This window comes from Nonomuraea sp. NPDC049309 (genome assembly GCF_043196965.1).
Taxonomy (GTDB): domain Bacteria; phylum Actinomycetota; class Actinomycetes; order Streptosporangiales; family Streptosporangiaceae; genus Nonomuraea; species Nonomuraea fastidiosa.
This window is the reverse complement of sequence record NZ_JBICSH010000003.1, coordinates 1-26,851: the sequence shown is the minus strand read 5'-3', so window position 1 is coordinate 26,851 and position 26,851 is coordinate 1. Positions and strand designations below refer to the sequence as shown.

Below are 26,851 nucleotides of genomic sequence, written 5' to 3'. Positions count from 1 at the left end.
CGGTCCGCGCTCATTTCTCAGGCTGCTAGCCGACCTGACCGAAAATGTCGATCCGGTCGCCCTCCGCCAGGCTCACGATCGCGCGCTTGGTGTCGGGACGCTTGCCGTAGCCGGTACGGGTCCGCTTGCGCTTGCCCTGCCGGTTGATCGTGTTCACGCTGGTGACCTTGACCCCGAAGATCTGCTCAACGGCGATCTTGACCTGGGTCTTGTTCGCGGTCTTCTTCACCAGGAACGTGTACTTGTTGTGCTCATCGATCAGGCCGTAGCTCTTCTCAGAGACGACCGGCTTGATGATGACGTCGCGCGGGTCGGCGATCTTCTCCATCAGGCGTCTTCCTTCCCGCCACTCAGCCGCGCCACGACCTGGTCGTACGCCTCCTGGGTGAAGACCACGTCGTCGTGGACGAGCACGTCGTAGGTGTTGAGCTGCCCGGCGTCCAGCAGGTGGACCTCCGGAGCGTTGCGCAGGCTCAGCCAGGTCAGCTCGTCGTCGGCGTCGACCACGACGAGGACGCGCGGAGCCTGGGTGACCTTGCGCAGGGCCTCCAGCGCCGCCTTGGTCTTGGGCGTGTCACCCGTGACCAGGGACTTCACCACGTGGACGCGACCGCCGCTGGCCCGGTCGGACAGGGCGCCGCGCAGCGCGGCGGCCTTCATCTTCTTGGGCGTGCGCTGCGAGTAGTCGCGCGGCACGGGGCCGTGGACGGTGCCACCGCCGGTGAACTGCGGCGCGCGGGTCGAGCCCTGACGGGCGCGACCGGTGCCCTTCTGGCGGTACGGCTTCTTGCCGCCGCCGGAGACCTCACCACGGGTCTTGGCCTTGTGCGTGCCCTGCCGGCGAGCGGCGAGCTGGGCCGTGACCACCTGGTGGATCAGCGGTACGTTGACCTTGGCGCCGAAGACGTCTTCGGGCAGGTCTACGGTGCCGGTCTTCGAGCCGCTGGCGTCGAGGACGTCAATAGTGGTGCTCACTTGGCAGCCCCCTTCTTGGCAGCGGTGCGAACGAGGACCAGGCTGCCGTTGGCGCCGGGAATCGCACCCTTGATCAGGAGCAGATTCTTCTCGACGTCGACGGCGTGAACCTTCAGGCTCTGCACGGTGGTGCGGACGTTACCCATCCGACCAGCCATGCGCAGACCCTTGAAAACGCGGCCCGGGGTGGCGCAGCCACCGATGGAACCCGGCGAGCGGTGCTTGCGCTGCGTACCGTGCGACGCGCCCAGACCACCGAAGCCGTGCCGCTTCATGACACCGGCGAAGCCCTTACCCTTGCTCTTGCCAGTGACGTCGACGTACTGGCCGGGCTCGAAAGTGTCGGCCAGCAGCTCCTGGCCCAGGGTGTAGTCGCTCGCGTCGTCGGTGCGGATCTCCGCGAAGTAACGGCGCGGGGTGATGTCGTGCTTACGCAGGTAGTCGCCGAGCGGCTTGTTGACCTTCCGGGGGTCGACCTGCCCGAAGCCGAGCTGGATGGCGGAGTAGCCGTCCTTCTCGGGGGTACGGACGCGGGTCACCACGCACGGACCGGCCTCGACCACGGTCACCGGGACGATCCGGTTGTCCGCGTCGAAGACCTGGGTCATGCCGAGCTTCTTGCCCAGGACGCCCTTGATCGTCTTAGCCATGTCAGTGCGTTCCCTCAGAGCTTGATCGAGATGTCGACACCCGCGGGGAGGTCGAGTCGCATGAGCGAGTCGACCGTCTTGGGGGTCGGGTCGATGATGTCAATCAGCCGCTTGTGCGTGCGCATCTCAAAGTGCTCGCGGCTGTCCTTGTACTTGTGCGGCGAGCGGATGACGCAGTACACGTTCTTCTCGGTCGGCAGCGGCACCGGGCCCGCGACCTTCGCGCCAGTCCGCGTCACCGTCTCGACGATCTTCTTGGCCGAGCTGTCGATGACCTCGTGGTCATAGGCCTTAAGCCGGATGCGGATCTTCTGTCCCGCCATAGTGGCCTCGGTGTCCTTCGCTGTCGTCTGAAAAAGTATCGTGCGGCCTGTTGCCGCTGTTCTTGCAGGTTAGAGCCCGCGTAACCCCACTGGCAGACGTCGTCGATCTGCCTTTTCCTTCCGTGATCCGGCAGTGACTTCGGTCACGTGTGCCGGCCGAAGCGACTGCTGGATCACGGTGTCCTGCGTGGGGCCTCCCGCGCCGGCTCCCGCCGCTCTCGCGTACGGGTTCCGGCTGGGACGTGGTGCGGCGGCCGGTCCCGGAGACCGGGGCCGGCCGCCGCCCCGACGGTCTGGCTACTTGATGATCTTCGTGACCCGGCCGGCGCCGACGGTGCGGCCACCCTCGCGGATCGCGAACTTCAGGCCTTCCTCCATGGCGATGGGCTGGATCAGCTCAACGCGCATCTCGGTGTTGTCGCCCGGCATGACCATCTCGGTGCCCTCGGGCAGGTGCACCACGCCGGTCACGTCCGTCGTACGGAAGTAGAACTGCGGGCGGTAGTTGTTGAAGAACGGCGTGTGGCGGCCGCCCTCGTCCTTGGACAGGATGTAGACCTGGCCCTCGAACTCGGTGTGCGGGGTGGTCGTACCCGGCTTGATGACACACTGGCCGCGCTCGACCTCGTCGCGCTTGATACCGCGGAGCAGCAGGGCGGCGTTGTCACCGGCGTGACCCTCGTCCAGCATCTTGTTGAACATCTCGATGCTGGTGACGGTGGTCGAGATCTTCTCCGGCTTGATGCCGATGATGTCGACCTGCTCGTTGACCTTGACGACACCGCGCTCGATACGGCCGGTGACGACCGTACCGCGACCGGTGATGGAGAAGACGTCCTCGACCGGCATGAGGAACGGCTTGTCCGTCTCACGCGGCGGCTCGGGGACGTTCTCGTCCACGGCGTTCATGAGCTCGATGATGCTGTCGGCCCACTTCTGGTCGCCCTCAAGGGCCTTGAGGGCGGACACGCGGACGACCGGCACCTCGTCGCCGGGGAACTCCTGCGCGGTGAGGAGCTCACGGACCTCGAGCTCGACGAGCTCCAGGATCTCCTCGTCGTCGACCATGTCGGCCTTGTTGAGGGCCACGACGATGTAGGGGACGCCGACCTGGCGGGCCAGGAGGACGTGCTCCTTCGTCTGCGGCATCGGGCCGTCGGTCGCGGCGACCACCAGGATGGCGCCGTCCATCTGGGCGGCACCGGTGATCATGTTCTTCACGTAGTCGGCGTGACCGGGGCAGTCGACGTGCGCGTAGTGACGCTTCTCGGTCTGGTACTCGACGTGCGCGATGGAGATGGTGATGCCGCGAGCCTTCTCCTCCGGCGCCTTGTCGATCTTGTCGAACGGCGTGGCGGCGTTGAGCTCGGGGTAACGGTCGTGGAGCACCTTGGTGATCGCCGCGGTCAGCGTGGTCTTGCCGTGGTCGATGTGCCCAATGGTGCCGATGTTCATGTGCGGCTTAGTCCGCTCGAACTTGGCCTTGCCCACTGGTTCTCTCCTTAGAGAATCTGACTGACTTTCGTCTACACACTCGGGCCCGGGTGATCCGAACCCCTTGGCGGTGCGGCGGCCGCTGTGGCCACCGCACCTAGGGACCAGGACGTTGCGCCCGGTCCGCCCGCTCGCGCGGCCGGATCGGAACTTACTCGCCCCGGGCCTTCGCGACGATCTCCTTGGCGATGCCCGGAGGCACCTCAGCGTAGGAGTCGAATATCATGCTGTAGCTCGCCCGCCCCTGCGTCTTGCTACGCAGGTCGCCCACGTAGCCGAACATCTCAGACAGCGGCACGAGCGCCTGGACGACACGGGCGCCGGCCCGCTCGTCCATCGCCTGGATCTGCCCCCGGCGACCGTTGAGGTCACCGATGACATCACCCATGTAGTCCTCGGGAGTGGTGACCTCGACCGCCATCATCGGCTCGAGGAGCACCGGCTCGGCCTTACGAGCGGCCTCCTTGAAGGCCATCGAACCGGCGATCTTGAACGCCATCTCCGAGGAGTCGACGTCGTGGGCCTGACCGTCGACCAGCGTCACCTTGACGCCGACCATCGGGTAACCGGCCAGCACGCCGAACTCGGCGGCCTCCTGTGCGCCGGCGTCGACCGACGGGATGTACTCCCTCGGGACGCGGCCACCGGTGACCTTGTTCTCGAACTCGTAGCCGTCGTTGCCCTCGCCCAGCGGCTCCAGGTCGATGATCACCCGCGCGAACTGGCCGGAACCACCGGTCTGCTTCTTGTGGGTGTAGTCGACCTTCTCCACCTTGCGGCGGATGGTCTCGCGGTAGGCGACCTGCGGGCGGCCGACGTTGGCCTCCACCTTGAACTCGCGGCGCATGCGGTCGACGAGGATCTCCAGGTGCAGCTCGCCCATGCCCCAGATGACCGTCTGGCCGGTCTCCTCGTCACGGCGGACCTGGAAGGACGGGTCCTCCTCGGCCAGCCGCTGGATGGCGGTGGACAGCTTCTCCTGGTCGCCCTTGGTCTTGGGCTCGATGGCGACGTTGATGACCGGAGCCGGGAACGTCATCGACTCGAGCACGACCTGGTTGGCCGGGTCGCACAGCGTGTCGCCGGTCGTGGTGTCCTTCAGACCCATGACCGCGACGATCTGACCGGCGATCGCCGACGGGCGCTCCTCGCGCTTGTTGGCGTGCATCTGGTAGATCTTGCCGATCCGCTCCTTCTTGCCCTTCACAGAGTTGATGACCTGTGAACCGGCCTCGAGCTTGCCCGAGTAGATGCGGATGTAGGTGATCTTGCCCAGGTGCGGGTCGCTCGCGATCTTGAACGCCAGCGCGGAGAACGGCTCGTTCACGTCCGCGTGACGCTCGACGACCTTGTCCTCGTTGCCGACCGCGTGGCCCTTGAAGGCCGGGATGTCGGTCGGCGCCGGCAGGTAGGCGACGATCGCGTCGAGCAGGGGCTGCACGCCCTTGTTCTTGAACGCGGTGCCGCACAGCACCGGGTTGACCTTGCCGGCCAGCGTCGCGCGGCGCAGGGCGGCGACGAGCTGGTCCTCGGTGGGCTCGGTGCCCTCGAGGTAGAGCTCCATCAGCTCGTCGTCGTTCTCGGCGACGGTCTCGATGAGGCGGTCGCGCCACTCGCGGGCGGCATCGGCGTGGTCGGCGGGGACGTCGACGACGTCGTACATCTCGCCCTTCGCCGCCTCGGCGCTCCAGACGAGACCCTTCATCTTGACCAGGTCGATGACGCCCTTGAAGTCGGCCTCGACACCCAGCGGCAGCTGGATGACGGCCGGCGTGGCGCCAAGACGGCTGACCATCATGTCGACGCAGCGGTGGAACTCGGCGCCGACGCGGTCCATCTTGTTCACGAAGCAGATGCGCGGAACGTTGTAGCGGTCCGCCTGCCGCCACACCATTTCCGACTGAGGCTCGACACCCGCGACACCGTCGAAGACGGCGACGGCCCCGTCGAGGACGCGGAGCGAACGCTCCACCTCGATCGTGAAGTCGACGTGGCCGGGAGTGTCGATGATGTTGATGGTGTGACCGAGCCACTCGCACGTCGTCGCGGCAGACGTGATGGTGATGCCGCGCTCCTGCTCCTGCTCCATCCAGTCCATCGTGGCAGCGCCCTCGTGGACCTCACCGATCTTGTAGTTGATGCCGGTGTAGAACAGGATGCGCTCGGTCGTGGTGGTCTTGCCCGCGTCGATGTGGGCCATGATCCCGATATTGCGGACCTTGGCCAGGTCAAGAGCGGTCGTGGTGGCCACTTCTCTCGCGTCCTCGTCGTCTCGTCGGATCCACTACCAGCGGTAGTGGGCGAAGGCCTTGTTGGACTCGGCCATCTTGTGGGTGTCCTCGCGCTTCTTCACGCTCGCCCCGAGGCCGTTGCTGGCGTCGAGGAGCTCGTTCATGAGGCGCTCGGTCATGGTCTTCTCGCGGCGGGCGCGGGCGTACTGCACCAGCCAGCGCAGGGCCAGGGTGGTGCTGCGCGCCGCGCGCACCTCGACAGGCACCTGGTAGGTCGCGCCACCGACGCGACGGCTGCGAACCTCGAGGGTCGGCTTGACGTTGTCAAGCGCGCGCTTCAGGGTGACGACCGGGTCGTTGCCCGTCTTCTCCCTGCAGCCCTCGAGCGCGCCGTAGACGATCGACTGCGCGATGGAGCGCTTGCCGTCCAGGAGCACCTTGTTGATCAGGGCGGTCACCAGCGGCGAGCTGTAAACCGGGTCAGCCATGAGCTGACGACGGCCAGGAGAACCCTTACGCGGCATTGTTAGCTCTTCTCCTTCTTCGCGCCGTAGCGGCTACGGGCCTGCTTGCGGTTGCGCACACCCTGGGTGTCGAGCGAACCACGGATGATCTTGTAGCGAACACCCGGCAGGTCCTTCACACGACCGCCGCGCACGAGCACGATGGAGTGCTCCTGGAGGTTGTGACCCACACCGGGGATGTAGGCCGTGACCTCGATGCCGTTCGTGAGCCGAACGCGGGCCACCTTACGCAGTGCCGAATTGGGCTTCTTCGGGGTGGTGGTGTAAACGCGCTGGCACACGCCGCGCCGCTGCGGACTCCCCTTGAGGGCAGGAGTCTTGGTCTTCGAGACCTTGTCCTGCCGGCCCTTGCGGACCAACTGCTGAATAGTGGGCACTGCCACTCCGTTTCGTGCCTTGGCCGGTACTACGTCATGTGTCTTGTCGCAGGTACTGCCGGTGTCATGACCTGCTGATTTTTCTTGCCTCGGTGCCCCCGCGCTCGGGCGTGTCGCGCTATTCGCACAGACACGTCCGCGAGGATTACGAGCCAGGAAGCCGTCCCGCGCCGCAATGAGCGCACGGTCGAGGGCCCGCTTACGACGGGCACGAAGCACAAGACTACCTACGCCTCTGCGACACGTCAAAGCGGCGCGGCAAAGCGGATAAGCCTTGCCACTCCGGGACGCCAAGCCTGTTCAGCCGGGCTCGGCTACAGCCCCGCGCCCATGATATCGGGACGGCGAGGTGATCCGTGACGTGTTCGCGAGGACTGCCACTGCCGCCGCGTGCATGGCCGTGACCCCGGCTCGCAACGTCGGCACCGGGTCGGGGCAGAAGGCCCCGGTATGGGGGTGTCCGACCCGACCGGACCGCGGGGCCGCGCCCACGTACCAATAGACAGACGGAACACCATACAGGGGAAAGTCCTCGCAGGCGGCGCCGCCCGGGGCGGTGACGACCGCGCCCAGGGCCTTTTCGTGCGCTTTGCGCACCGCGGCGGTGGCCGCCGGGTCGTTCGCTCCTTGCGGCACCCGGGACACCACGGTGACGGCGGCACCCGCGCTCTCCCCCGCGAGCCGCCTGATCAGCGCGACCGCCCCGTCCACCGCGTCCAGCGTGGCGGCCCTGACCGTCAGCCCCGCCTCGGCGACGGGCGGCACCACGTTCGGCAGCTCGCCCGCGCGCAGCGTCCCCACGGTGACGCTCGCCTCGCCGAAGGCCGTCCCGCCGATCCTGTGGACGAGCGCGGCCAGCTCCGGCACCGGGTTGCGCGCCGCCCCCGCCGCGTGCCGGCTGACGTGACCGCCGTCGCCGCTGACGGCGATGCGCAGCTCCGTCCCCGCGGCGGTGGGCGGGTCGGCGTAGGCGATCAGGCCGGCTGGGAAGGGCGAGACGTGCTGGGCCAGCGCCACGTCCGGCGTGCCGAACCTCTCGTAGAGGCCGTCGGCGAGCATCGCCGCCGCGCCGTCCAGCGTCTCCTCGGCGGGCTGGCCGACCAGCAGGACGGTCCCCCGCCAGCCGTCCGACGCGGCCAGCCGCCCCGCGACGCCGGCCAGGCAGGCGAGGTGCAGGTCGTGGCCGCAGGCGTGCGACACGGGCACCGTCCGGCCGTCCGGCAGGCAAGCGGTGGCGGCGCTGGCGTACGACAGGCCGCTGTCCTCCTTGACGGGCAGCGCGTCCAGCTCGGCCCTGAGCATGACCACCGGCCCGTCGCCCCGCGACAGCCGTCCTACGACGCCGTGGCCGCCCACCCCGGTCGTGACCTCGCAGCCGGCGGCGGCCAGCCGCTGCGCCAGGCGGCGGGCCGTGCGCGACTCCTGGTGGGACAGCTCGGGGTGCGCGTGCAGGTCGGCGCGGAAGATCGCCAGGTCGCGCAGTTCGTCCGTCAGGGGAGTCGGCGTGGGAGTCGGCATGGGAGTCGGCATGGGGACGTCACGTCATGGGAAGGGGTGGGGATCGGGGTTCAGGTCGGCGGGCGTCAGGGGCTCGTCGCGGTGGCCCAGCCGGTACGGCACCTCGAGGGGCCGGCTCAGCCCGTGGACCCTGCGGTTGCGGTGGCCGAAGGTCATCGGCAGCGTCCCCGGCACCAGCACCTTGACGCAGCGGAAGCCGCCCGCGCGGTGCTCCGGCGTCGTCTGGTCCACGACGACCACGTCCATGCCCTCGGCGAGGAAACGGCCCACCAGCCCCTCGATGTCGAACGGGCCGGGCACGCGCGCCATGTCCGGCAGCCGCCGCACGTCCGTGCCCCCGGTCAGAAAGGAGAGCCGCTCGAAGGCGCCGTCCGCGCCGTACAGGGTGGAGTGGTCGTGCATGGTGGTCACGAGGTCGGAGTCCGCCACCATCTCCCGCGCCCTGTCCATCTCGTCCGGGTAGCGCCGGATGAGGTCGGCCAGCAGCGGGCCGAGCTCGCTCAGCGCGCTCAGCACGGCCTTCTCGGGGTCGAGGTGCGCGCCCGCCGCGCACACCATGCGCGGCCTGCGCCGGTCGCCGTCCTGCCGCACCCCCATCGCCCACACGCTGGGGATGCCGTGCTCCATCGTCGTGTCGTACAGCTCGACCCGGTAGCCGGTCTCCGCCGTGATGGCGGCCGCCTGGAGCGGGATGGTGCGGTCGCGGGCCGTGGCGAGGTCGATCCGCGGCACGGGCAGGCGGGCGTACCACGTCATGAGGAACGCGTCCCGCTCGACCGTCTCCAGCAGCCCGTACAGCAGCGCCTCGGCCATGCTGCCGCCGAGCGCGCACCCGTTGGAGATCTCGAACAGGAACGGCCGGTCCTTGCCGCGCACGTAGTAATACGCCACGCTCTCCGGCACCAGGACGGGGGCGCGGCGGGCGAAGGAATACCCCCACACCCAGTCGCAGACGGCGTCCTCGGTGAACGGCCGGAAGCCGAAGCCCTCCCTGGCGTACGACGAGGGGTCGTGCACGCCCAGCGTCCGCGGGTCGAGCGCGTCCTTGCCCACCTCCGCGTACGAGGCCCGCACACGGGTGCGCTTGCCGCCGGGCTCGACCCCGCCCCACCGTTCGAGCGCCTCCAGCATGGCGGTGACCTCGCTGGAGCGGTAACCCCGCGTCCTGCCGACGCCCGGCTCGGAGCCGCCGTCGAAGCGCAGCGGCAGCATCGCACCGGCGATCACCAGGCCGCCGAGCGTGTCCCTGACGAGCGGCCTGATCAGGCCGCATTCGCCGTCCACGTACGTGCCGAGCAGCTCGCCGTGCTCGGCGAGCACGTCCCTGACCCGGTAGGCGGGCGGCTGCGGGAGCTCGCCGGGCTCGAACGCGGCGGACTCGCGGTCGTCGTCCGGCAGGTCCCCGCAGCCGGGGCAGTGAGGCTCCGGCAGGAACGAGTGGCGCTCGACCGTGAGCGTGCGCAGGTCGACGTACCAGACGGTGCACGCAGGGCCGTCCACGGCGTGCGCGGCCAGCGCCGCGACGGTGCCCGCGGCCAGCCGCCCGAGGTACGGCGACGGCCGCGCGGCCAGCTCCTCGCCGTGCGCGGCGAGTATGGCGGCCCGGTCGGCGCTGTCGGTCCTGATGCGCTCGCGCCGCGTCTCGAAGCAGGTGAGGCAGCCGGGCTCGCCCGGCCTGTGCAGCGGCCCGATGACGGCGACGTTGTACTCCACCCGCACCGGCAGCCACGCCGCCGCGCCGTCCTCCGGTGTCCTGCCGCACGTCCAGCCGTCTTCCGCGCTGATCACCACGTGGGGTTCTCCCCGGTCGTCGCGGCGCTTCAGCGCGATCTCGATCTCCTGCGCGAGCAGGCCCGTACCGATGACCTCAGCCATGAAGCGGCTCCTGGAGCGGGTAGGTGACGACGCGGACGACGTGCGGCACGAGCGCGTGCACCGCGGCGTCGTGGTCCAGCGGGACGGCGCCGGCCCGCAGCCCCTCGCCGGCCAGCGCGGCGGCGAGGTGCGCGGCGCTCAGCGGCTCCGCGTGCGCGTCCACCGTGACCGGCGACCGGTCGGCGGCGGTCAGGTGCACGTCGGGCAGCGGCCTGGAGGCTGGAATGCCCTGGTACGCGGCGAGCATCCCTTCGAGTGTGGCCCGCAGGGCCGCCAGCGGCGTGACGCCCGCCGCCCGCGCCACGAGCCTGCCGTCCAGCGTTCCCGCGAACACGGGCACGCCGCAGGCGCCGGTGGCGTCCAGCACCTGGTGGTCGCGGCCGGTCGCCTCCAGAAGCGCGAGCGAGCGGTCGATCTCGGTGTCCGCCGACCGCGCGCCGGCCGCGTCCACGGGCGGCAGCGGCCCGTCGCGTCCGGTCGCGGCGACGTGCTCGAGCAGCGCCGCCACCAGCGCCTCCTCGGCCGAGTAGCCGGCGGCCGCCCCGATGGCGTACGGGTCGAGGAACACCTCGCGCGCGGGCAGCAGGACCTCGTCGCCGTTGACGAGGTCCCGGCCGCGGACGAACGCCTCGGCCCGCCCCGCCGCGACGTCTTCGAGCAGGCTCGCGTCCTGTCCGGCGGCCTCGGGGAGCGGCGGCGTGCTGCCGTCCGGTGCGGCGGGCGCGCCGAACAGAGGCTCGCCGTCCGCCGTGAGGAGGCGGCGCGGGTCGCAGGCGAGCAGCCCGTGGACGGCGAGCGCCTTCAGCGCCGCCCGGTACCGCGCCACGGCGAAGTCGTGCCCCACGCCGATCACCCGCGGCCGGGCCCCGCCCAGCACGCCCATGGGGTCGGCCACCGTGGTGACCGACACGTGCAGCGGGAGCTGGCCGTACTCCCCCTCGTCGATCTCGGCGAACACGCCGGTCCGCGAGTCCATCAGCCTGGCGGCCCGCCGGGAGAACTCCTCCTCCGTCAGCTTCTCCCGCTGAGGCGCCGCCTGTGTGCTCCCGTCCGGCCGCGCCACCGCGGGATGCGGCAGGAAGGTGTGCGTACGGGTGTGCAGCTCGGCGAGGTCCACCACGTGCAGCCGGGGGTCGCCGTCCGCCCGCGGCGTCCCCGACAGGCGGCGGCCCAGGTCCGCCGCGACCTGCCCGGCGACGACGGCCGCGGCGACGGACGGCACGCGGACCGGCCCGGCCTCGGGCGGGCGCGCCTCCATGGCGGCCAGCCGCCGCCAGCCCGCGGCCAGCGGCGGGACCTCCCCGCCTGCGATCCCCGCCTCGCTCCACCACGCCTCACCCTCGCGCAGCAGAACGTGCATGACGGGCACCCCGTGCGCGGCGCTCAGCCGGTCGAGCTCCGCGGCGGCGGCCAGCCCGTCCGCGCCGGCCGACGCCAGGTGCACCATCGCATCGCACGTCCCCGCCCGGTCCACCGCGTCCCCGGCCGTTCGGACGACCTCCAGCCCGAGCCGGGTCAGGGCGTCGGCCAGGGCCGCGGGCAGCGCGCCGAAGCGGTCGCCCCCGCCCAGTAACGAGCAGCGCAGGCCCGCGGGCAGGTCGAGCGCTCCGGGCCTGGCACGCCCGCCGGCCCGCGCCGCGTCCTCGACGAGGCCGCGCTCGTGCAGCTTGGTCAGCAGGCCCGTTACGAACGCGCGCCGCTCATCGGGCAGCCCGGCGGTCAGCTCGGCCACGGTCCTGCTCCCGTCGAGGTACGTGGCCAGCCGCTCCATCCACAGGTGGGCGGAGGCGCCGTTCATCCGCACGATGCCCTCCCTGGTCAGGAAGGCGACACCGCCGGAGGTGGGCGCGAAGCGGACGTCGGCCGGCAGTCGGGGCTTGAAGTCGATCAACGCGGTGCCTCCACGGTTCCGATCATGAATTCGCCCACCGCGCACTCCTCCAGCGGGTCCCGTCCGGTCGCCTCGGCGAACGCGACCGAGTCGCCGCTGCCGAGCCCGCAGGCGGCCAGGCCCATCGCCGTGGCCACGCAGTAGAGCGTCTGGTAGAGCACGCCCACGTGCTTGAGCGTCAGCGCGTACCCCATGCCTTCGTACTTCCACAGCAGCCGGCCCGCCCTGCTGGCGATCGAGAGCAGGACCTGGGGACGCTGTCCGGTGGCGGCTCCGTGGCCCGCGACGGTCAGCAGCCTGCGCACGGCGGGATGCGCGGCCTCGCGCACCCGCCGCAGGACGTGTTCGTGCGCGTCGTAGTGGTACATCCCGGGCTCGAGGCCGGCCACGTTCCGCACGACGGGGTAAATCTCCAGCTCGTAGACGGACCCGCCGGAGGGGTACGGCTTGCTGGTGTACTCGACGCCGTCCGCGACCCAGGTCTCGCGCACCCTGGACGTGCGGTAGAGCAACTCGCCGAGCAGGTCGAGGGTGAGCGGGCGGGCGTCGTCGTGCTCCCGCCTCGATCTGCGGCCCTCCAGGACGTCGGTGAGCGTGGGGTCCTTCTGCCGCAGCTCCTCCAGGTCGGGGACGCGCAGCCCGATCGCCTCACCCGGGTACGGCTCCGGCCTGGCGGGCAGCGGCTCGAACCGCCCGCGCGCCCAGAACGTCCCGCCGAAGCCGTCGCCCAGGTAGCCCCGGTAGCCGACGCGGCTGCGTTCGTGGAACTCCAGCTCGTGCGGCGCCCACTGCCGGACCCGCAGCTCGGCCTCCTCCGAGCCGCGCGGCACGGCCAGTCCCGCCCACGCCAGGTCGGCGAGCGGCGCCCCTCCCGGGCTGACCACGTCCGCCACCAGGGCGGGATCGTGGATGCGCAGGTCGCACCAGGCGAGCGGGGAGCTCGCCACCAGCGTCTCGCCGTCCCGCCGCAGCGCGGCGAACCTGGACAGCACCGGCTCATCCGGTACGGGAGGCCGGGGCGGCGGCGGGCGGAGCGGGTCCAGGGTGTAGAGCGGCCGGTCCCCGTCGATCACCGTGATCTTGAGCCAGCCGCCCGCGCGGAGCCGTTCGACGAGCGGCCCCGAGGCCGGGCGGGGCCCCTTGGCCAGGTCGCGGAGCAGGCCGAGCTCGGCCTCGGTCAGGTCGCCGAGCGTCTCGGCGTGCGGCCAGGCGAACAGGCGGGCTCCTGAGCCCAGCCTGGCGAGGTGCACGCCGCCGCGCAGCTCGTACCGCTCCTTTCTTATCCGGTCCTCTCTTATCCGGCTCTCTCTCATGCGGACGCTCACGAGGCCACCGCCCGGTAGACGTCGTCGGCGGCGTTCGCGGCGAGGTAGCAGACGAGGAAGCGCCGGTCGGGCGAGAGCCCGAGCCTGGTGAGATGGAGGTACGTGCAGTTCAGCACCAGCCGGTACGCGGCGAAGGCGGGCGTGTCCTTGACCGCCAGCCAGGTCGCGTCGGTCTCCAGGCGACGGTGGAACACCGAGACCTCGGCGAGCGGCGGCTCCGTGACGGTCCGCCCGGTGGCCGGTGCGGTGGTGCCTCCGGTGTCGTAGCCGAGGCACAGGCGGCCCGCGTCGATGAGCGCCCTGCCGCGGTCGCGGGTGCGGCGCAGCGTGTCCAGCCAGCCGACCGGTCCGGCACTACCGGTCAGGGCCTCGATCCTGGCGGTGAGCGCCGCCCTGTTGCGCTCGTAGTGCGCCCGCCAGCGCTCGCGCAGGCCGGGCGTGCGCGCCAGGTACGCCTCCGCGTGCGAGCGCAGCGACGTCCTGGCGGCGGGCAGGCCGCCATCGGACAGGTGATGCACGGTGGAGACCACCAGGTCGAAGGCGATCCCCGGCAGGGGCGTGCCGGCGCGCACCCGGTCGAGCGCCTCGAAGGCGGCCTCGGTGGTGTCGGCGTAGAAGCCGGCCAGGAACCGGTCGAGCTCGGTGTCGAGGCCGGGCGGCTCGGCGGTGACCGTGTTGTCGGGTGCCCACGGCATCAGCGGCCCCTGCTCGCCTTCCAGCTCGGCCAGGCGCTCGTGAAGGGGAAGCAGCGTCTCCGGCGCGGTGGTGCCCGCGGACGGATGCGCCGCGAGGTACCGCTCGATCGCACGGGCGGTCTGCGTCGCGTCGCCGTCCACGAAGACCCGCAGGTGGGGGCCGCGGATCCAGTGGCGGACGAAGTAACCGCGGGCGCCGTCGCTCCAGGCGGGGCGCAGCGCGTCCAGAATGAGGTCGTCCATCGGGCCGTCGTGGTAGTCGACCCGCAGCCGCGTCCACGTCATCCGACGCTCACCTCCGGCTCGTGTCCAGGCAGTCCGGCGCTCGCCTCCGGTTGTCGTCCGTAGCCGAAGGGAGCGCGTTCGGCGCTCACCTCCGGCTCCCGTACGGCGCCCGTCGCCAGGTGGCGCAGGCGGGCCTCCTCCTGCACGCGGATGCCGAGCCTGTTGGCCAGCAGATGGGCGGCGAGATCGACGGTCTCGCCGGTCCGCCGCGCGTCGAACCCGGCCGCCGCCAGTTCACCGGCCAGCCGGGCGATCGAGGCGTACCAGGTCGCGACCACGCCGGAGGGCTCGCTCGGCGGCGGCTGTGCGGTGACCGTGCGGGCGTGCGCCGCCAGCGCCGCCAGCCGCGCACGAGTCGCCTCGTCGTACGGCGCGTCGACCGGCGCTCCGGGCGGCGGTGCGAACATCCGGCCCTCCCCTGCCACCTGCCAGGCCACCAGCAGCATGGTCAGCCAGGCCGCGCCCCGGCGCGCGGGCGGAAGCCCGGACCTGATCAGCTCGAGGGCGATCCTGCTGGACTCGTGGAAGTGCCGCTCCGCCGCGTCGAGCGAGCGGCCGGTGCCGTAGCGGTGGTGTTCCGGCCGGTACGGGATGAGGTGCACGGAGTCGTTCGGATAGAGGCGGCCGGTGTGCCCGGACAGCCCTTCGCGGGCGGCGAGGGTGGCGGCGAGCCTGGCGTACTCCTCCGGGTCGATCACCGCCTCGGACGGGTGCTCGCGCAGGTACGCCTCCGCCCGCGCGACGACGTGCTCCGCAGGGTGCGACTTGACCCTGATCCGCAGGTGCGGGCCGCCCTCCCAGTAACGCAGGAAGAAGCCGTCGTCCCCGAGCAGCGGCCCGGCCAGCTCCGTGATCATGTGGTCGAGCGGTCCCTGCGAGAAGACGTGCACGCTCACCCAGCTCATCGGCCCCCCATCTCGATCAGGTATTCGGTCACCCGATCCGGCCCTGGATCGGGCAGCGCCTCCTCGAAGAGCGCGAACGCGCAGCCGCGTATCTGGCGCTCGAAGTTCTTGACCAGGAACAGGTCGGCCAGGTCCAGGAAGAGCGGCTTGCGCGCCTTGTCCTGGCCGGCCTGTCCCGTCTGCTCCGGCCAGGCCCGTACGAACGAGCGATGCGGCACGCCGTGCTCGTCCGCCCACGCGATCAGCCGTACCAGGTACGCCGCGTCGTCCTCGCCCTTCGGCCGGACCGGCAACGTCGCGGCGGGCGCCAGCCAGCGGCGGCGCTGCACGACCACCCGCCCGGCCTCGACCCGCGGGTAGCGGGTGACCTGCGACGGCACCCTGCCCATCCGGACCAGCGGCGGCGAGCTGGGATGGAGCAGGTAGCCGGGCCCGAAGACGCGTTCGAGGAAGCGCGCGGCCGGTGGGAGCTGGAACTCGGCGGCCATCCCCAGGTGCAGCGGGATCACCCGGCGGCCGAGCCGTTTGGAGCGCAGCTCGGGCAGGCCGGTCTCGGAGCCGAGCGTCACGTGCAGGTCCGTGAGCGGCAGCCGCAACTCGGGCGGGCGGGTGCCGGGCGAGTGCGGGTAGTCGATCTCGTAGCGGGTGCTCGGCGGGCGGGCGTTGAGGCTGGAGCCCAGGTCGCCGGAGATCTCGGCGTACACCGCGTCGGGCGGATCCTCGACGCGGGGCGGTGTTGCGTGCTCGCCCGGACGGCCGGCGCCGGTCCACCCGGCACGGCCGGCGGCGCGCTCGGTGAGGTGGTCGAGCCTGCGCAGCGCCCTGCCGTGGCCGCAGTGGATCACGTTGAGCACCAGCGAGCCGTCTGCCGCCTGCACGTAGCAGGCGGAGGACTCGGGGATGGCGATCCAGGAGGGCCAGGACGCCGACTGCGCGGCCAGCATGTCAGTCGCGACGCGGCAGGTGCCGTCGGGGTCCTCCGCGCGCAGCGCCAGCTCCCGCGCCTCGGCGCGCAGGCGTTCCAGCTCGCGGATCCTGGGCACGGCCGACGCGGCGAGCGGCTGCGTCCACGCCGCCGCCGGGCCGAGGAAGGCCCGCAGCTCCCTGCCCGCCTCTCCGGTGCCCGCCAGCTCTTGCTGTATGTGGCGATGCAGGGTGAGGAACGGCACCGCCGGATCGGGGCCGTAGCGCGCGGTGAGGTAGCCGGCCACGGCCAGGCGCATGGCGTGCTTGGGGTCGAAGACGGCCAGCCAGCGGCGTACGACGTCGAGGTCGGCCAGCCTGTCCCGCCACCGTTCGGGGTCGAGCTCCGCGACGGGCCGCGTCCTGACGGTCACCTCATGGACCACCGCCCCCTCGCCGCTTTTCTCCGCACCGCCGTCGTCCTTCTTCGCGCCGTAGGCGTGCGCCTGGGCCGCTGCGGTGAGCCGGCGGAGCTCGTGGCGGTAGGCGGCCGGATCGGCGGCGCGCTCGGCGCGGGCGATCCCCTCCCGCAGGCCGGCGGGCAGGCCGGCCGGGCGGGCTTCGAGCAGCCCGGCCGCGATCAGCTTGCCGACGAACGCGGCGACCGCGGCGGGCTCGGCACGCAGCTCCTCGGCGAAGCGGTCCCGGTGCACCCAGTCCCCGCCCGCCGCGACGCGCAGGCACGCGGCGACGGCCTCGGTCGTCCCGATCGACACCAGCGCCTCTCCCGGTGGCGGCCCGATGAACTCCACCTTGCCGCCCGCGACCGTGGCCGAAGGGTTCAGCCGCACCCATTCGCCCGCGTACGTCCTGACGCCGTCGAGCTCCAGCACCGGCACCGGCTCGCCGGCGTCGAGCGGCCGCTCAGCGCTCCCCCAGACCGCGGGCCCGGTACTGGTGAACGTGCTGTAGGGGCTGGTCTTCACCGCCGCCCGGGCCAGGTATTTCGCCAGCCTGAGCAGCTTCTGCGGCTTGGGGCGGCGGCGGGGGTCGGCGATCCAGCGCTCCAGTTCGGCCGCGAGCTCGGGCCCGGCGAGCGACAGCCCGCGGCGGAAGGCGGGGTCAGCGGCGACCGAGCGCAGGCGTTCCTCCCGCTCTGCGCTCTCCCTGGCGACCACCTCGGGCAGCCGCGAGCGCAGCTCCGCGCACTCACGCGCCCGCCGCACCCATGCGGCCACTTCTTCCTTCAGCTCGTACGGCAGCGCCGCCTCGACCTCCGGTCCCCACTCGCGCCCCGCAGGCAGCCGCCCCGCGTGCAGCGCCCTGCGCAGCCCGACGAGCAGGGGCCGGGGCCCGGACGCGCCGAGGCCGCCGATGACGTCACCGATCCGCACGGCCAGCCGCCGCCCTGCGGCCTCGACGCCGGCGGTCTCGGCGAGCAGCCGGGTCGCCAGCGCGTAGGACTTCTCCCAGCGCAGCGACCCCAGCTTCCGCGTCGTGACCCCGCACGTACGCACGGCGACCGGCGGACCTTCCCGTTCGGTAAACGTCATTACCTGTGCCCCATTCGCTCCTTCACCGGCAGGAAAAAGGGCGCGGACGCCGCGGCGACACGGCGTCCGCGCCCGCAGGTCAGGCGCTCGAGCAGGAGCAGCAGATGTAGCAGAAGCAGTTGCACGAGGCGCCGACCTCGGTCATGCCGTGACCAGCGGTAAGGGACTCCACGGCGAGGTCGTCTCCGGAGAGTTCGAAGACGTCCATGGGCAGGTCATTGAGGTCCATTAGGACTCTCCTTCCCGGGGGTGGATACCCCCATCGACTTTCCACGCAAACGCACAGATGTGCATCGCTGGGGGATGATCGCCGGGTATGTAACACCCTTGCGACATCGCAGACGCTAGGTGTACATATGGATAAGAGTCAATAATGCGAACTATCTGACTGAAATCGAAGATTGGTCAGACGGTCAGAGGGAGGACACACGGGGGACATCCGGCTGGCGAGAGCCGGACATTTCGGCTTATTTGAAAGCAACGCTCTGTCGGGAACAGAGCCGCCGTCTGCTGCTGACATGCCGCTATCTCGATAGACACAAAGGGGGCCCATTAGCGATCGGAACTGTCGGGATTTCGACCGGCGCACCAGCTCTTACGGGGAGGAGTCACCCAGCCATGAGCACCGTCTCGACCGGCAGCACGGGCGGGAGGACCAGCGATGATCGCGTACGCAGGACGATGGACGTCACCAGGAGCCTGCTCCTGCGGTCCGGCTACAAGCGGACCACGATGGACGAGATCGCCCGCCGAGCGGACATCGGAAAGGGCACGATTTATCTCAGCTGGGACACCAAAGACGATCTGATCAGAACACTTGTCATCCAGGAAATTGCCGGAGTATGCCAGGACATATCCCGGATCACGTTTCTTCGGCCCGCCGTCGCGCGGCTTTCCGAACTGACCCGGGAACTCTTCACGCTGGTTTTCAAGTATCCGCTCTTCCGAGCGCTCTACACCCACGACAAAGAGATCCTCGGAAAGGCCTGCGACGACCCGCGGTTCGACTTTCAGTGCTACCGCTTCACCACGTTCGCGCCATTCCGTGAGTACCTCCGGATGCTGCACGACAAAGAATTGTGGAACCCCTGTGACGGTTTCGCGCTCGACGCCGTTCTCTCCGGATTCATCAAACTCCATCTGCACGCAGAGATCGCGGGGGCGACGTTAGACGCGGGTGCCCGCGCCGACTGCCTGGCCGGCGTGGTCAGGAGCTCGTTCGAACCCGCAGACCGGCTCCCCGCCGAGGAGCTGAGCGAGGCCGCCCGGCGTACCGTCGAGATCTTCGACGAGGCGGCGGCGAATTACCGGGCGAAACTGATCCGCCGGCCCATGGCCGCCTCCGTCTAAGGAGCCGAAAGTGAACGAGACCCACGTGCGACCCGACGCGACCATGCCGATGCCCGCCGATGCCCGGCCCCGAATCAAGGACGGCGGCGGCGCGCTGCTCGAGTGGCTCGGCACTATGCGGGACGAGCAACCCGTCTGGCGCGACGCGTTCGGCATCTTCCACGTTTTCCGGCACGCTGACGTACAGCGGGTGATGTCGGACTACGCGACGTTCTCTTCGGACATCAACCGGCTGCGCCCCGGAGGCGACCCGTTCAGCGCCGGCAGCCTGATGCTCACCGACCCCCCGGAGCATCGCAAGCTCCGCAAACTCATCAGCCAGGCGTTCACCCCGAAAATGTCGGCCGACATGGTCCCCCGGATCGCGGAGCTGACGACGGTGCTGCTCGACGACATCGACGAGGACGAGTTCGACCTGGTCGAGAAGATCGCGCACCCGCTGCCCGTGATGGTGATCGCCGAGCTGCTCGGCATCCCGATCCACGACAGGGAGATGTTCCGCTCCTGGGCCGACCGGCTGGTCGCGCTGCACGTCGAGGACCCCAGGGACATCGAGATCGGGCGCATGGTCGGCCAGGCCATGCGCGAGATGGGCGAGTACGTCCTCACGCACGTGCACGAGCGCCGCGCCCGGCCGCAGGACGACCTGGTCAGCCGGCTCATCGCGGCCGAGGTGGACGGCGACCGGCTCACCGACGCCGAGATCGTCAACTCCTCGTGCCTGCTGCTGCTCGCCGGCCAGATCACCAGCACCATGGCGCTGGGCAACGCGTTCCTGTGCTTCCGCGACGCGCCCGGCGTCGAGAGCGCCATCAGAGCCGACAGGGAGCTGATCGGGGCGGCGTTCGAAGAGGTGCTCAGGCTGCGCCCGCCGCTCACCCAGGCGGCCCGGCTGTGCACGACCGACGTCGAGGTGGCGGGCACGCCGATCCCGGCCGGATCCATGGTCATCAACTGGCTGCTGTCCGCGAACTACGATGAGCGCCAGTTCCCCGACCCGTACCGGCTCGACCTGACCCGCCAGCCCAACCGCCAGTTCGCCTTCGGCCACGGCATCCACTTCTGCCTGGGCGCCCCGTTGGCCAGGGTCGAGGGCAAGGTCGCGCTGGACCTCGTGTTCGACCGGTTCGAGCACATCGAGATCCGGCCGGACGCGACGCTGGAGTACTACGAGGACCCGATGTTCGGCGTGAAGAGCCTTCCGGTACGCGTCAAGCGGGCGGCCCGATGACGGCCGCCCACTCCCCCGCACCGGGAAAGTCCCCGGCCGGGCAGCCCTCGCCCAACCCGGCAGCACCCTCAGCAGGGCCCTCAGCAGGGCTCCCCGCCGGGCCGCCATCCTCCGCCGACGGCGGCACCGCGCTGTTCGCCTGGCTGCGCACCATGCGGGACGAGCATCCCGTCTGGCGGGACTCGTACGGGATGTATCACGTCTTCCGCTACGACGACGTCCGCGCCGTCCTGGCGGACCACGAGCGGTTCTCCTCCGATCGCACCAGGCTCATGGGGCAGCAGCCGTTCGGGCAGGGCGGCATCACGATGATCGACCCGCCCGAGCACCGCCACCAGCGCCGGCTGATCACCGCCGCTTTCACGCCCGCCTCCATCGCGGCGCTGGAGCCGCGCATCGCCGCGATCGCCGACGAGCTGCTCGACGCCCTCCCCGGCCCGGACTTCGACCTGGTCGAGCACCTGGCTTATCCGCTGCCGGTCATCGTCATCGCCGAGCTGCTCGGCATCCCGCCGGGCGACCGCGACCTGTTCCGCACCTGGTCGGACCGGCTGATGTCACTGCAGGTACCCGACTTCACCGACCCCTCGCTCGCCCGGCGGGTGGCCGAGGCCATGGCGGAGATGAACGCCTACCTGCGCGAACACTGCGCCGAGCGCCGCACCCGCCCCCGGGACGACCTGCTGAGCCGCCTGGTCCACGCCGAGGTGGACGGCGAGCGGCTGGAGGAGGAGCAGGTGGTCAACACCGCGAGCCTGCTCCTCCTGGCCGGGCACGTCACGACCACGGTGCTGATCGGCAACACCGTGCTCTGCCTGGCCGAAGCCCCCGAGGCCGAGCGCCGGGTCAGGGCCGACGTCTCGCTCGTACCCCAAGCGCTGGAGGAGAGCATGCGCCTGCGCTCGCCGTTCATGCAGGCGGGCCGGGTGACCACGCGGGACGTGGAGCTGGCCGGCGAGACGATCCCGGCCAACAGGTTCGTCATGGCCTGGCTGCTGTCGGCCAACCACGACGAGCGCCAGTTCACCGACCCCGAGCTGTTCGACCTGGACCGGCGGCTCACCGGCCAGCTCGCCTTCGGCCACGGCGTGCACTTCTGCCTGGGCGCCCAGCTCGGCCGCCTGGAGGGCCGCATCGCACTGGAGCGGCTGCTCGGGCGCTTCACCGAGCTGCGACCGGCCAAGCTCGCCTTCTACGAAAGCCAGATCTTCGGCGTCAGGGAGATGCACGTGAGAGGTTCCTCATGACCAAGCCCCTGCTCATCTACGCCAACGTCCCGTTCTGCAACTCCAAGTGCCACTTCTGCGACTGGGTGGTCCAGGTCCCCGTACGCGACCTTCGGCTGAACGAGCAGAGCCCGGGGCGGGTGGCGTACATGGAGGCCATCAGAACCCAGATCCGCGTGCAGGCGCCCGCGCTGAAAGAGCACTATCACCCCGAGATCGTCTACTGGGGCGGCGGCACCGCGAGCATCCTCGGCCCCCAGGAGATCGAGTCCCTGTACGGCACGCTGTCGGCGGAGTTCGACCTCAGCACGGTCAAGGAGGCGACGATCGAGGGCAGCCCGGAGTCCCTCGACCCCGCCAAGCTGCGCCTGCTCCGCGAACTGGGCTTCAACCGGATCAGCATCGGCGTCCAGTCGTTCGACGACACGCGCCTGCGCCGCCTGGGCCGCGCCCACGCCGCCGCCCAGGCCGTGGCCGCCGTCGAGAACGCCCGCGACGCCGGCTTCACCAACATCAACATCGACCTGATCGTCGGCTTCCCCGGCCAGACCGGGGACGAGGTCGCCGAGTCCGTACGCACGGCCCTGGCCCTGCCCATCAACCACTTCTCGATCTACCCGTACCGGGCGAGCCCCGGCACGGTGCTGCGCAAGCAGGTCCACAGGGGCGCCCGGCTCGACCTCAACCAGCAGCTCCAGGCGTACGGCATCGCCAAGGAGCTGCTGGAAGGCGCGGGCTTCCCCGAGTACGCCATGTCCTACTTCGGCGCGCCGCGCTGCCAGTCGGACGAGGCGTACTACCAGCTCCGCATGGACTGGATCGGCTTCGGCTCGGGCGCCAACTCCCTGATCGGCCGCCGCTACCTGAGCTACCAGAAGGGCAAGCTCGCCCACTACAACGCCAACCCGCTCGCCTTCGACGTCAACGCGCCCGCCGATGCGCCGCAGCTCACGCTGCACTTCCTGTCCCAGGCGCTGACCACGGTCGAAGGCATGGACGCCCGGCTCTACCAGGAGCGCACCGGCGTCCCCCTCCGCATCGCCTGCGAGCAGCCGGAGGTCATGGCGTACCTGGAACGCATGAACAGCCACGGCCGGGTCATCGTGGACCGCAACGGCATTCGCATCCACCCCGACGACCTGGCCCGGGTGTTCATCGCGCTCAACTGGATCGACACCCCCGACACCACGGCCGGCGAGGTCATCCACCTGGAACCGACCCGCGCCTGACCCCGCCGTCCACACCGCCCGGCGCCCTGCCGGGTGCGCCGGGCCACGCTCCGCAGCGCACCTCGCCACAAGCCGGGAGTCACACCCCGAACCCACCACAACGCCCGGGCCCACCACAACGCCCGGGCCCACGACAGGCGCAGGGCATCACCGAGCCGGAACAGCAGCGCGCCCGGGCCCCTCATCGAGGGACCCGGGCGCGTCGCCTTGGGCTATGTCAGCCGCTTACCGGTTGTACTGGCCGAAGTCGTACTCCTCCAGCGGCACGGCCTCGCCGCTGCCGGTGCCGAAGGTGTAGTCGGCGGCCGAGCCGTCGTAGCCGCCGACGGTGTACATCGCGGCCTTGGCCTCCTCGGTCGGCTCGACCCGGATGTTGCGGTACTGCGGCATGCCGGTACCGGCCGGGATGAGCTTACCGATGATGACGTTCTCCTTCAGGCCCAGCAGCGAGTCGGACTTGGCGTGGATCGCCGCGTCCGTCAGCACCCTGGTCGTCTCCTGGAAGGAGGCCGCCGACAGCCAGGACTCGGTGGCCAGCGACGCCTTCGTGATGCCCATGAGCACCGGGCGACCGGCGGCCGGCTGGCCGCCCTGGGCCACGGTCTCGCGGTTGATCTGCTCGAACCGCGGGCGCTCGACGAGCTCGCCGGGCAGCAGGTCGGTGTCACCGGACTCCAGCACGTTCACGCGCTTGAGCATCTGCCGCACGATGATCTCGATGTGCTTGTCGTGGATCGACACACCCTGCGAGCGGTAGACCTGCTGGACCTCGGCCACCAAGTGCAGCTGCACGGCGCGCGGACCGAGGATGCGCAGCACCTCGTTCGGGTTGACCGCACCGGCGACCAGCTGCTGGCCGACCTTGACGTGCTGGCCCTCCTGGACGAGCAGGCGCGAGCGCATCGACACCGGGTAGGCGACCTCCTCCGACCCGTCGTCGGGGATGATCACGACCTTCCTGGTCTTGTCGGTCTCGTCGATCCGGACGCGGCCCTCGGCCTCGGAGATCGGGGCGACACCCTTGGGGATGCGGGCCTCGAAGAGCTCCGTGACACGCGGCAGACCGTGGGTGATGTCGGCACCGGCCACACCACCGGTGTGGAAGGTACGCATCGTCAGCTGCGTACCGGGCTCACCGATGGACTGGGCGGCGATGATGCCGACGGCCTCACCGACGTCCACCAGCTTGCCGGTGGCCAGCGAACGGCCGTAGCACTTGGCGCAGACACCGATCTTGGCCTCGCAGACGAGCGCGCTGCGGGTGCGGACGGTCTCGACGCCCGCCTCCACCAGCTTCGTCACGTGGCTGTCGTTGATGTCGACGCCCGCCGGGACGATGACCTTGCCGTCGACCACGACGTCCTCGGCCAGGATGCGGCCGTGCACGTTGGACTCGGCGTTCTCCGCCTTGACCAGGTTGCCCGCGGCGTCGCGCTCGGCCACGTTGAGCGGGACCGCGCGGTCGGTGCCGCAGTCGACCTCGCGCACGATGACGTCCTGGGCGACGTCGACCAGACGACGGGTCAGGTAACCCGAGTCGGCGGTACGCAGAGCGGTGTCGGCGAGACCCTTCCGCTGACCGTGGGTGGAGATGAAGTACTCCAGCACCGACAGGCCCTCGCGGAACGAGGCCTTGATCGGCCGCGGGATCGTCTCACCCTTGGTGTTGGACACCAGGCCGCGGATACCGGCGATCTGCCGGACCTGCATCTTGTTACCGCGGGCGCCGGAGTTGACCATCATCCAGACCGGGTTGGTCGCCGGGAAGGCGTTGACCATGTCGGTCTCGACGTCGGCCGTGGCGTGGGTCCAGATCTCGATGAGCTCCTGGCGGCGCTCCTCGTCGGTGATCAGACCACGCTCGTACTCGCGCTGGACCTTGTCGGCCCGGCGCTCGTAGTTCTCCATGATCTCGGTCTTGTTCGGGGGCGCGACGACGTCCTCGATCGAGATCGTGACACCGGAGCGGGTCGCCCAGCGGAAGCCGGCGTCCTTGAGCGCGTCGAGCGCGGCGGCCACCTCGATCTTGGGGTACTTCTCCGCCAGCTCGTTCACGATCTGCGACAGCTGCTTCTTGCCGACCTGGAAGTCGACGAAGGGGTAGCTGTCCGGCAGCGTCTGGTTGAACAGGCACCGCCCGAACGTGGTCTCCAGCCGGACCGGGTCGCCCGGCTCCCAGCCCTCGGGGGCCACCCAGTCGCGCGGCGGCAGGACGTCCTTGAGCCGGATCTGGATCTTGGCCTGGATGTCCAGCTCGCGGCGGTCGAAGGCCATCTGCGCCTCGGCCACCGAGCCGAACACGCGGCCCTCGCCCTTCGCGCCCTCCTTCATGGTGGTCAGCCAGTAGAGGCCGATCACCATGTCCTGGGTGGGCATGGTGACGGGCTTGCCGTCGGCCGGCTTGAGGATGTTGTTGGTCGAGAGCATCAGGATGCGCGCCTCGGCCTGGGCCTCAGCCGACAGCGGCAGGTGCACCGCCATCTGGTCGCCGTCGAAGTCCGCGTTGAACGCGGTGCAGACGAGCGGGTGGATCTGGATGGCCTTGCCCTCGACGAGCTGCGGCTCGAACGCCTGGATGCCCAGACGGTGGAGCGTGGGCGCGCGGTTGAGCAGGACCGGGTGCTCGGTGATGACCTCTTCGAGCACGTCCCACACCACGGGGCGGGCGCGCTCGACCATCCGCTTGGCCGACTTGATGTTCTGGGCGTGGTTGAGGTCGACCAGCCTCTTCATCACGAACGGCTTGAACAGCTCCAGCGCCATCTGCTTGGGCAGACCGCACTGGTGCAGCTTGAGCTGCGGACCGACGACGATGACCGAACGGCCGGAGTAGTCGACTCGCTTGCCCAGGAGGTTCTGGCGGAAGCGACCCTGCTTACCCTTCAGCATGTCGCTGAGGGACTTCAGCGGCCGATTGCCGGGACCGGTGACCGGGCGACCGCGGCGGCCGTTGTCGAACAGCGCGTCGACGGCCTCCTGCAGCATCCGCTTCTCGTTGTTCACGATGATCTCGGGCGCGCCGAGGTCGAGCAGACGCTTGAGGCGGTTGTTCCGGTTGATGACCCGGCGGTACAGGTCGTTGAGGTCGGAGGTCGCGAACCGGCCACCGTCGAGCTGCACCATCGGGCGCAGGTCCGGCGGGATGACCGGGATGCAGTCGAGCACCATGCCGCGCGGCGAGTTGGTCGTGTTGAGGAACGCCGACACGACCTTGAGCCGCTTGAGGGCGCGGGCCTTCTTCTGGCCCTTGCCGTTGCGGATGGTCTCGCGCAGGCTCTCGGCCTCGGCCTCGAGGTCGAAGTTGATCAGGCGGTCCTGGATCGCCTGCGCGCCCATGCCGCCCTTGAAGTAGCGGCCGAAGCGGTCGCGCATCTCGCGGTAGAGCAGCTCGTCACCCTCGAGGTCCTGGACCTTGAGGTTCTTGAAGCGGTTCCAGACCTCCTCGAGCCGGTCCAGCTCGCGCTGGGCGCGGTCGCGGATCTGCCGCATCTCGCGCTCGGCGCCCTCGCGGACCTTGCGCCGCTGGTCGCCCTTGGCGCCGGCGGCCTCGAGCTCGGCCAGGTCGGCCTCGAGCTTCTTCTGCCTGGCCTCGATGTCGGCGTCGCGGCGCTGCTCGATGTGCTGCCGCTCGACGGAGATCTTCGCCTCCAGCGAGGGCAGGTCGCGCTCACGCATCTCGGTGTCGACATGCGTGATCATGTACGCCGCGAAGTAGATGACCTTCTCCAGGTCCTTCGGAGCCAGGTCGAGCAGGTAACCGAGGCGCGACGGCACACCCTTGAAGTACCAGATGTGCGTGACCGGGGCGGCCAGCTCGATGTGGCCCATCCGCTCACGACGCACCTTGGCTCGGGTCACCTCGACACCGCAGCGCTCACAGATGATGCCCTTGAACCGGACCCGCTTGTACTTACCGCAGTAGCATTCCCAGTCGCGGGTCGGGCCGAAGATCTTCTCGCAGAAGAGCCCGTCCTTCTCCGGCTTGAGGGTGCGGTAGTTGATGGTCTCCGGCTTCTTGACCTCGCCGTGCGACCACTGACGGATATCGTCGGCCGTCGCCAGCCCGATCCGAAGCTCGTCGAAGAAGTTGACGTCCAGCATTTGTGCGATCTCCCCCTCAGACTTCTTCCACGCTGCTCGGCTCACGCCGGGACAGATCGATACCGAGCTCTTCCGCCGCGCGGAAGACGTCCTCGTCGGTGTCGCGCATCTCGATGGACATGCCGTCGCTCGAGAGGACCTCGACATTCAGGCACAGCGACTGCATCTCCTTGATGAGGACCTTGAAGGA

Annotated in this window: 21 protein-coding genes; 4 read left to right on the top strand and 17 right to left on the bottom strand. The window is 70.2% G+C overall.

What is annotated here, in order from left to right:
* Positions 1 to 25: 25 nt before the first annotated feature.
* The 16 genes from rplW to ACGFIM_RS20860 form a co-directional block, all read right to left on the bottom strand.
* On the bottom strand, positions 26 to 328 hold the full coding sequence (gene rplW, locus ACGFIM_RS20935; RefSeq protein WP_393202648.1) for a 50S ribosomal protein L23: 303 nt from the start codon (positions 326 to 328) through the stop codon (positions 26 to 28).
* Complete coding sequence (gene rplD / locus ACGFIM_RS20930) at positions 328 to 975, bottom strand: 50S ribosomal protein L4 (RefSeq protein ID WP_393202646.1); 648 nt, start codon at positions 973 to 975, stop codon at positions 328 to 330. The genes rplW and rplD overlap by 1 nt, the downstream gene beginning before the upstream one ends.
* Positions 972 to 1,625, bottom strand: coding sequence for a 50S ribosomal protein L3 (gene rplC / locus ACGFIM_RS20925; protein WP_393202644.1), 654 nt, complete (start codon positions 1,623 to 1,625; stop codon positions 972 to 974). The genes rplD and rplC overlap by 4 nt, the downstream gene beginning before the upstream one ends.
* 14 nt (positions 1,626 to 1,639) lie before the next feature.
* A complete protein-coding gene (gene rpsJ, locus ACGFIM_RS20920) occupies positions 1,640 to 1,948 on the bottom strand; it encodes a 30S ribosomal protein S10 (protein ID WP_012887830.1) in 309 nt (102 codons plus the stop codon).
* Positions 1,949 to 2,245: 297 nt separating this feature from the next.
* Positions 2,246 to 3,439 (bottom strand): elongation factor Tu, encoded by a 1,194-nt coding sequence (gene tuf, locus ACGFIM_RS20915; protein ID WP_393202642.1) that lies wholly within the window; start codon positions 3,437 to 3,439, stop codon positions 2,246 to 2,248.
* A 154-nt stretch (positions 3,440 to 3,593) separates the two neighbouring features.
* Positions 3,594 to 5,642 carry an elongation factor G gene (gene fusA / locus ACGFIM_RS20910; protein ID WP_393204149.1) on the bottom strand — a complete coding sequence of 683 codons (2,049 nt, stop codon included), beginning with the start codon at positions 5,640 to 5,642 and terminating at the stop codon, positions 3,594 to 3,596.
* 84 nt (positions 5,643 to 5,726) lie between these two features.
* Positions 5,727 to 6,197 (bottom strand): 30S ribosomal protein S7, encoded by a 471-nt coding sequence (gene rpsG / locus ACGFIM_RS20905; RefSeq protein ID WP_364068667.1) that lies wholly within the window; start codon positions 6,195 to 6,197, stop codon positions 5,727 to 5,729.
* A gap of 2 nt (positions 6,198 to 6,199) precedes the next feature.
* Positions 6,200 to 6,574: a 30S ribosomal protein S12 gene (gene rpsL / locus ACGFIM_RS20900; protein ID WP_020542315.1), complete on the bottom strand. Its 375-nt coding sequence runs from the start codon at positions 6,572 to 6,574 to the stop codon at positions 6,200 to 6,202.
* 300 nt (positions 6,575 to 6,874) lie between these two features.
* Positions 6,875 to 8,092: an amidohydrolase gene (locus tag ACGFIM_RS20895; protein ID WP_393202639.1), complete on the bottom strand. Its 1,218-nt coding sequence runs from the start codon at positions 8,090 to 8,092 to the stop codon at positions 6,875 to 6,877.
* Positions 8,093 to 8,116: 24 nt separating this feature from the next.
* Positions 8,117 to 9,967, bottom strand: a complete 1,851-nt coding sequence (locus ACGFIM_RS20890) for a TOMM precursor leader peptide-binding protein (RefSeq protein WP_393202637.1) — start codon at positions 9,965 to 9,967, stop codon at positions 8,117 to 8,119.
* Positions 9,960 to 11,858 (bottom strand): YcaO-like family protein, encoded by a 1,899-nt coding sequence (locus ACGFIM_RS20885; protein WP_393202635.1) that lies wholly within the window; start codon positions 11,856 to 11,858, stop codon positions 9,960 to 9,962. Before ACGFIM_RS20885 ends, ACGFIM_RS20890 begins: the two co-directional genes overlap by 8 nt.
* A complete protein-coding gene (locus tag ACGFIM_RS20880) occupies positions 11,855 to 13,183 on the bottom strand; it encodes a SagB family peptide dehydrogenase (RefSeq protein ID WP_393202633.1) in 1,329 nt (442 codons plus the stop codon). The genes ACGFIM_RS20885 and ACGFIM_RS20880 overlap by 4 nt, the downstream gene beginning before the upstream one ends.
* The gene (locus tag ACGFIM_RS20875) at positions 13,180 to 14,163 is read right to left on the bottom strand and encodes a lantibiotic dehydratase C-terminal domain-containing protein (RefSeq protein WP_393202631.1); all 984 of its coding nucleotides are present in this window, start codon (positions 14,161 to 14,163) and stop codon (positions 13,180 to 13,182) included. Before ACGFIM_RS20875 ends, ACGFIM_RS20880 begins: the two co-directional genes overlap by 4 nt.
* The gene (locus tag ACGFIM_RS20870) at positions 14,160 to 15,068 is read right to left on the bottom strand and encodes a thiopeptide-type bacteriocin biosynthesis protein (protein WP_393202629.1); all 909 of its coding nucleotides are present in this window, start codon (positions 15,066 to 15,068) and stop codon (positions 14,160 to 14,162) included. Before ACGFIM_RS20870 ends, ACGFIM_RS20875 begins: the two co-directional genes overlap by 4 nt.
* Positions 15,065 to 17,524 carry a lantibiotic dehydratase gene (locus ACGFIM_RS20865; RefSeq protein WP_393202627.1) on the bottom strand — a complete coding sequence of 820 codons (2,460 nt, stop codon included), beginning with the start codon at positions 17,522 to 17,524 and terminating at the stop codon, positions 15,065 to 15,067. The genes ACGFIM_RS20870 and ACGFIM_RS20865 overlap by 4 nt, the downstream gene beginning before the upstream one ends.
* A gap of 79 nt (positions 17,525 to 17,603) precedes the next feature.
* Positions 17,604 to 17,753, bottom strand: a complete 150-nt coding sequence (locus ACGFIM_RS20860) for a thiomuracin/GE37468 family thiazolyl RiPP peptide (protein ID WP_393202625.1) — start codon at positions 17,751 to 17,753, stop codon at positions 17,604 to 17,606.
* 389 nt (positions 17,754 to 18,142) lie between these two features.
* Here ACGFIM_RS20860 and ACGFIM_RS20855 point away from each other — a divergent pair, with 389 nt between their 5' ends.
* From ACGFIM_RS20855 to ACGFIM_RS20840, 4 genes are read left to right on the top strand one after another with little or no spacing between them, the layout of a single operon-like run.
* Entirely contained in the window at positions 18,143 to 18,874 is a 732-nt protein-coding gene (locus ACGFIM_RS20855) for a TetR/AcrR family transcriptional regulator (RefSeq protein WP_393202623.1), read from the top strand.
* 10 nt (positions 18,875 to 18,884) lie between these two features.
* Positions 18,885 to 20,105 carry a cytochrome P450 gene (locus ACGFIM_RS20850; protein ID WP_393202621.1) on the top strand — a complete coding sequence of 407 codons (1,221 nt, stop codon included), beginning with the start codon at positions 18,885 to 18,887 and terminating at the stop codon, positions 20,103 to 20,105.
* Complete coding sequence (locus ACGFIM_RS20845; RefSeq protein WP_393202619.1) at positions 20,102 to 21,352, top strand: cytochrome P450; 1,251 nt, start codon at positions 20,102 to 20,104, stop codon at positions 21,350 to 21,352. The genes ACGFIM_RS20850 and ACGFIM_RS20845 overlap by 4 nt, the downstream gene beginning before the upstream one ends.
* Positions 21,349 to 22,560 carry a coproporphyrinogen-III oxidase family protein gene (locus tag ACGFIM_RS20840; protein WP_393202617.1) on the top strand — a complete coding sequence of 404 codons (1,212 nt, stop codon included), beginning with the start codon at positions 21,349 to 21,351 and terminating at the stop codon, positions 22,558 to 22,560. Before ACGFIM_RS20845 ends, ACGFIM_RS20840 begins: the two co-directional genes overlap by 4 nt.
* A gap of 225 nt (positions 22,561 to 22,785) precedes the next feature.
* Here the strand turns inward: ACGFIM_RS20840 and ACGFIM_RS20835 are convergent, their stop codons facing one another.
* Positions 22,786 to 26,661 carry a DNA-directed RNA polymerase subunit beta' gene (locus ACGFIM_RS20835; protein WP_393202615.1) on the bottom strand — a complete coding sequence of 1,292 codons (3,876 nt, stop codon included), beginning with the start codon at positions 26,659 to 26,661 and terminating at the stop codon, positions 22,786 to 22,788.
* Positions 26,662 to 26,851 lie beyond the last annotated feature (190 nt).